The sequence below is a fragment of the Pseudomonas sp. O230 genome (assembly GCF_045447035.1).
Taxonomy (GTDB): domain Bacteria; phylum Pseudomonadota; class Gammaproteobacteria; order Pseudomonadales; family Pseudomonadaceae; genus Aquipseudomonas.
Genome location: NZ_JBJGXN010000022.1, coordinates 1 through 4,537 on the forward strand (window position 1 = coordinate 1; position 4,537 = coordinate 4,537).

Genomic DNA, 4,537 nt, shown 5'->3' on the forward strand with positions numbered 1-4,537 from the left:
AGTGCAGGGTAATGCCCAAGGCCATTATGAGAACGACTCGCGGATTCCCCGAGGCGATTATTTAGTCCGATTGTATACCGCCGGTTTTGATGTGCAGTTCATTCTTACCGGGGTCCGGACTGATTTGGATAACACCACTGTTGCTACGGATGAACACCCTGTCTTGGAGGCATTTCGTTTACTGCAAGTAGCAGATCGGCAAGCTGTCGAAAAAATTATTTTCTCGCTGGCGAAGAAATACGATCGGATAAACAACTGACGGGGAGCTTCGTGAAGAAGCTTGTTTAGACAAGCTAACCAGCAGAATCGCCTCTCCGGACTGGACGCTGCGTCAGTCCTAAAAACCAAACCAGCGAATAATGGCAACAACGAGAACGACCCACGCAATACCCATCAGGAACAGCGCAACCACAAACGTTTTCTCAAGCATTCCTGAGTCCATAACAGGTTGATATTGGGGCGGTGTCAGTAGCCCTGAAGAATCACCCAATCGCCGTCCTTGCCCCACCCGAAAGCACCGTTTTTGGCGGTGTTCGCTTTGATGTCTACCTTTGCACAGAGTCTATTGCTGGGGCCGCATTGGGTGAGCTGCACTTTGCCCCCTTTAGCTTCCAGAGCAGCCGCAGTGACCCGCAGATCTGCAATTTCGTTAGGCGTAGGCACCAGAAGCATCGACAAACCCACGACAGTAGCCAGCAGCGTGCAGCCCATAGCTGCGCAGATCGCGGTCCATTTCCAGCTGAGTGACCTCGAAGCTTGGTGCAGGTTTTCTTCAGCCTGCTCAGCACGCTCTGTAACGCCTTGTAAGGCCTTTACAGCCGGACTCACCGAGTCCCCTAGAGCTGAGCGAGTTTGCTGCTGGACACTCTCTAAAGCGGCCTGAACAGCCTTCTCGACCGCAATCCGTGCGGATTTCTCGATGATGAGGGCAGATGCGTGACCCGCCTTGTTCATCTCATCCACGGCGCTGCGCGCCTTCGCGATGGTTTGGGTCAGCTCGGCCTGCTGAGCCTCCAACCGTTTCAGGATCAATGTCGCGGCTTGCTGCTGCTCTTGGGCCACGGCCATCAAGCCAAACAGCTCCTGTTCACTCACGCTCATTTATCCCCCTTACATCCAAAAATCAGGGCCGCTACGGCCTTTGGATGGCCCGTCATTGCGGCTCAACTGGTCATTTTCGATTTGTTTCAAGGCCGCTCTGGCCTTCTCTTGCCGTTCGAGGGCGGCGCGTTCCTGGGCAACTCTGTGACGCTCGTTGGCCATGCGCTCGCGCTCAGCATCGACACGGGCGTTGAAGTCTTGGTTTTGCTGGAAACGAGCCTTGAAAGCGGCCATGCCATCGGCGGCTGTTTCAGCCACTTTTTCGCGGGCATCGCGCAGGGCACGGGCCTTTTCAAAGTCGATGATCTGCGCTGATACGGTGCCCAGTTCGGCACGGTCGGCCACCAACTGGCGGCCCTGGTCATTCGCCGCCGCCCGATCCAGTGCGCCTAACGGCGCACGGCCAGCCCGGGCCGACTCGCGCCGGATCTGCGTGACCCTCGGGCCTTCGTGGATGGTCGCCGGCCGATCCAGCTGGGCCGCGCGATCCATATCGCCGGCGTCCAGCGCAGCGGCGCGCTGCTCGACCAGCGAGCGCCTATCCACACGGCCGTCAGCCCCGGCACGCTCCAGCGAGCGATTTGTCTGGGCCTCGATCATGGCCCGTATCCATTCCACCTCTTCAGGGCCGCGCTTCACGTCGTCCAGTTCACGAGTCTTTTCGCCCAACTGGCCGGACGCATCGAGGCGACGGGTCGTCATGAGGATGTGGACGTGATGATTGCGGTTGTCGCCATCCCGGTCGGGACGGTGGACGGCTAACGTGCCCGCCGTGCCGTAGCGATCGGCTAAGTCCTGGGCAATCGACTTGGCCAGCCCTCGGCGTTGCACCTGGTCAAGTTCGTGCGGCAGCGCTACCAGCACTTCGCGGGCCACTCGGGCGTTCTTGCGAACCTCGACGGCTTCGGCCTTGTTCCACAGTTCGGCACTGCCCTGCACGGCATGGCCGTGCGGGGCAAAAGCCTCGACATGATCCACGCCGGAACGACGGGTGTAGTCGTGGATTTCGCCGGTCCGTTCATCCGTGATCCGTTCGGCATTCCGATACGCCGCAGCGGCAGTGGCGGAACGACCACTGCTACGGCTGACGGGTTTTACGGAAGCGGAATAAAGGGCCACGTTTTGCCTTGCTCTGTTTTTGATTTGTCGGCTTGCCGACCGCATGCAAACGGAGTTTGCGTAAGTGCGCCCTTGTTTTACTTCGGGATGATCTGCGCACGGCTTAAGTCTATCGTAGAATGACAGAAACGGGCATAACAGAAGGAAGATAATCAATGGCTGATTTAGACGACTTGAAACGCAAGCGTGACCAACTAACGGCCAAGATCCAGCAGGCCGAAACACGACAGCGAGCCAATGCAAAAAAAGAAGATGACAGGGTGAAAGTGCTGGTGGGCGCGGCGGTCCTTCATCAGCAAACCCAATCGACCGACAAGCGTGCTGCACTGCTCGCATTGCTCGATGGCTTCCTGACTCGACCGGCTGAACGACTGGCTGTATTAGGCGAGGACGGACAAGGTTCGCAGGCATTCAAACGACTGGTAGTGACATCCGAATGAGTTGGTGGATCAGGGTCTACGTTGAGCCGGGCGAACGAGAAGACACGCTGGCCGTTTGGGAGTCCGGTGCATATCGCTGGGCTGAAAGGTTGACCGAGACAGGAATACTCACGCAGACGAAAACTGGCGGCTACCCCAATGAGTACAAGGGATGGGCCGGTGATTTGCTGCCATTGCTCCAGGACCTCAAGCAACGACACCCCGGCGAGCAATTCAGTAAGTACCAGAAGCGAATCGACAGGTGCCGAACAGAGGCTGAGCTGCTCGTCGAACTGTGGGACCAATCCTAGCGAAAAGCTCGTGCCTACCATCCCAACGGCCCCGTGCCGTGGCAATTTCTTTGTCATTACAAGGTTTCCGAATCGGAAACCTTCCGGACTGATTACTCGCAAACGAAGTGCGCAGGCCGAAGGCGCGGCGTGAAGGAGCGAAGCAGCCGCACTCTGAACATCTTCTTGCGCGGATTTGGACGGCGCACAGCGACTGGAAGGCCGCTGGATCTCAACCAAAGATCGCGGTGCCTGACCCACCGTCCTAACGCGCTTCGCTTGTTGGGCGTCCCCCAGCACAGCGTCCGCTTCGCGGCCACTGCACTGTGAGCCACCTTGATCTAGCTCACAGCCCGATTCTTTGAATCCCTGAAGCAAATCAAGGGCACTAAAAAGGCCAGATCAAGGGCGCGTAGTAACAGAGTGAGAAGGGAAACTGCTGCAGGCCACGGAATACGGGGGGGGTTACCCGCACTTATGCAGGGTCGTACCCGCACTTATGCGGGGTATCACCTGCAAAAAACGGCTTGATTTTGCGGGTGGTACCGCAATACGATGACGGCCCTACCGTCAGTTTTATAGGTTTTTTTGAAGATGGACTCAGCAAAAAAAAGCCCTACTCTGCGAGAACTTAACCGGCAGTACTCGCCAGACGTCAATCCGCTCATCGATCCAAGCACCCTAGAGACCAAGAAACGCTACGTGCGGGCAGGCCGGGGCAAGGATCTGGTGGACCCCCTTACTGGCGAGGTTACTGCTGTCAGCACGATTCACACGGTGGAAGAGCGTGATGATGCCGAGTTCGTAAAGGTGTTTGCCGAAGGCGTGAAGGCAATGTACGACCTGACCAAGACAGGTATGCGCGTCTTTCAGGCGATTCTGAGCGAGTACCAGACCACCCGCATGACGGGTGGCTTCGCTGACTTGATCTACCTGCATTGGTTCGACAGTGGCCTCAATGGGCGGGACCTTGGTATGAGCGAGGCAACGTTCCATCGCGGCTTCAAAGAGCTGCTGCTCAATCGCTTCCTTTTCCCTCGCGGCCCAAGCATGTACTGGGTCAATCCGGCCCTATTCTTCAAGGGCGACCGCGTGGCATTCATCAAGGAATACCGCCGCAAGACCTCTCACACGACGGTAACCCGCGACCCCAACACTCGCGACTGGGTGAATGGCACAACCGACTCGGAGAAGTAATGCCATGACTGCACAGAACGTCTTTGCCGATCTGAAGTGCGATCAACCTGCAGCTCTGCTGCTGAAAGCCCAACTGATGGTTGCCGTGCTCGATCACGTTAAGCTCAATGGTTGGGGGGCTAACGCCATATCACCGGCCCGCTCTGCGCTGCTCCAGCAACACGATTTCAACGCGTTTCCTCTCGAAGAGATGGTCGAGATTGCGGCTCAGCTTGAAATTCGGCTACAGATCGCTCAAAGGCCCTAAGTGCTTGGGGAGGCGGGCAAGTCTTCGGCGGTTAGTATCAACCCACTAACATGCTGTGCTTAATCGGATTTTTTAGGAAAATGATTGATGACTCTGGGAAACCGGTTACAGCTTGAGCGCAAGAAGTGGGGCCTTTCGCAACGTACGCTAGCAGCAATAGGCGG

At 57.1% G+C, this 4,537-nt stretch carries 6 protein-coding genes and 1 pseudogene; 5 read left to right on the forward strand and 2 right to left on the reverse strand.

The window, feature by feature from the left end; genetic code table 11:
* Positions 1-259 (forward strand): annotated as a pseudogene (locus ACI77H_RS29920) (transcriptional regulator); the annotation flags it as partial.
* Positions 260-465: 206 nt separating this feature from the next.
* Here the strand turns inward: ACI77H_RS29920 and ACI77H_RS29925 are convergent.
* The gene (locus ACI77H_RS29925; RefSeq protein ID WP_407015527.1) at positions 466-1,101 is read right to left on the reverse strand and encodes a hypothetical protein; all 636 of its coding nucleotides are present in this window, start codon (positions 1,099-1,101) and stop codon (positions 466-468) included.
* 9 nt (positions 1,102-1,110) lie between these two features.
* Positions 1,111-2,220, reverse strand: a complete 1,110-nt coding sequence (gene mobQ, locus ACI77H_RS29930; RefSeq protein WP_407015529.1) for a MobQ family relaxase — start codon at positions 2,218-2,220, stop codon at positions 1,111-1,113.
* 155 nt (positions 2,221-2,375) lie between these two features.
* Between mobQ and ACI77H_RS29935 the strand changes: the two genes are divergently transcribed.
* The 4 genes from ACI77H_RS29935 to ACI77H_RS29950 all read left to right on the forward strand — a co-directional run bounded on the left by ACI77H_RS29935 (position 2,376) and on the right by ACI77H_RS29950 (position 4,373).
* A complete protein-coding gene (locus ACI77H_RS29935; RefSeq protein WP_407015530.1) occupies positions 2,376-2,660 on the forward strand; it encodes a hypothetical protein in 285 nt (94 codons plus the stop codon).
* Entirely contained in the window at positions 2,657-2,950 is a 294-nt protein-coding gene (locus tag ACI77H_RS29940) for a hypothetical protein (protein ID WP_407015532.1), read from the forward strand. Before ACI77H_RS29935 ends, ACI77H_RS29940 begins: the two co-directional genes overlap by 4 nt.
* 573 nt (positions 2,951-3,523) lie before the next feature.
* Positions 3,524-4,126, forward strand: a complete 603-nt coding sequence (locus ACI77H_RS29945) for a hypothetical protein (RefSeq protein WP_407015533.1) — start codon at positions 3,524-3,526, stop codon at positions 4,124-4,126.
* 4 nt (positions 4,127-4,130) lie between these two features.
* Positions 4,131-4,373, forward strand: coding sequence for a hypothetical protein (locus ACI77H_RS29950; protein ID WP_407015535.1), 243 nt, complete (start codon positions 4,131-4,133; stop codon positions 4,371-4,373).
* The last annotated feature ends 164 nt before the right edge of the window (positions 4,374-4,537 follow it).